The organism is Enterococcus olivae (genome assembly GCF_053760925.1).
This window is the reverse complement of record NZ_JBSMVT010000067.1, coordinates 1-1,162: the sequence shown is the minus strand read 5'-3', so window position 1 is coordinate 1,162 and position 1,162 is coordinate 1. Positions and strand designations below refer to the sequence as shown.

General features: G+C 38.3%; 2 protein-coding genes. One reads left to right on the top strand and one right to left on the bottom strand.

What is annotated here, in order from left to right:
• Positions 1 to 95 precede the first annotated feature (95 nt).
• On the top strand, positions 96 to 476 hold the full coding sequence (locus tag ACWODM_RS16340) for a nucleoside deaminase (protein ID WP_455322376.1): 381 nt from the start codon (positions 96 to 98) through the stop codon (positions 474 to 476).
• A gap of 70 nt (positions 477 to 546) precedes the next feature.
• Here ACWODM_RS16340 and ACWODM_RS16335 read toward each other — a convergent pair whose 3' ends face one another.
• Entirely contained in the window at positions 547 to 942 is a 396-nt protein-coding gene (locus ACWODM_RS16335; RefSeq protein WP_455322375.1) for a CatA-like O-acetyltransferase, read from the bottom strand.
• Positions 943 to 1,162: the final 220 nt, after the last annotated feature.

Genomic DNA, 1,162 nt, shown 5'->3' with positions numbered 1-1,162 from the left:
TAATGGCAGGCCACTGATATAATAAGATATATCAGTGGCCTTATCTTCCGCATTGACCGGTTTTATCTCCCGCACTCGCTGGCTCTAAATTCCGCATGAGTGGCTCAAACTGTCCGCAATACTCATTCACCAACGAAAATCAAATTCATTCACTCAGCGATCCAACCTTTCATGCTGAACATGGATTGATTCGTGCCTTCTGCCAACAACAGCAAACCATGGATCTTTCTGATCATACGCTCTATAGCAGTTGTGAACCTTGCTTTATGTGCTCGGGGGCAATGGTTTGGTCTAAACTAGGTCGTTTGGTTTTCAGTGCCTACGCCAAAGACTTAGACGCAATTCTAGGCGAAAAAGGTGAAGAACCTAGTCGCTTAGTTTTCGAACATTCGGGCTGGTCACCAGCTGTTACTGGCGGAGTGTTGCAGGAAAAAGGAGTTGCAATTTTAGATAATTATTTTTCTACTAAAAAATAATCTTACTTAAAAGAGGACAAGTAGCTAAACTGGCTACTTGTCCTCCCTGTTTATTTTTCGCTAAAGTAAATCAACCCATCCAACTATCCACATCATTGGCAAAGTCTTGCAACTTTTGTACAAATTTTCCCACATGATAGCCATCACAGACTGCATGGTGTACTTGAATCGCCACTGGAAGCATTATTTGTTCTTGCTGACGTTTAAACTTTCCTAGTGTAAAAATCGGTGGTAAGTGTGGCCTCGTTGACTGAATATTTAAATTAAATGCAGAAAACTCCACCCAAGGAATACTTGAAATATCAAATAAGTTACTGGATCCACCTTTTTTAGGAAAGGGAGTTTTACTCTGCTGATAAGTTTCGATATCTTCACTACAAGCTGTATAAAATTTGGGGAAGCCTGCTTGATATTCCGTCCAAATACCTGAATCAGAATATTTTAATATCTTCGTGCCTAAAGTCATGCCCAACAATATTCATAAATCAAAACAACTCTATTTTCACAATCAGCATTTAACCTTAAGAAGTGAATATTTTTTTCTTAAACAAAAATATTATTCCTGAATAATTCATACTTTCCTTATAATTGTTTAGAAACTGCCTAACGGCAGGAAAAATTAACTTTTCGATTCTCACCCGTTAAGTGATGAAAAAAGAACCCCATTCTGTTATGGTAAAGGTGAC

What these genes read in the sequence shown, in the direction of transcription:
- ACWODM_RS16340 (WP_455322376.1), top strand. Translation starts at nt 96, where the DNA reads ATGAGTGGCTCAAACTGTCCGCAATACTCATTCACCAACGAAAATCAA.
- ACWODM_RS16335 (WP_455322375.1), bottom strand. Translation starts at nt 942, where the DNA reads ATGACTTTAGGCACGAAGATATTAAAATATTCTGATTCAGGTATTTGG.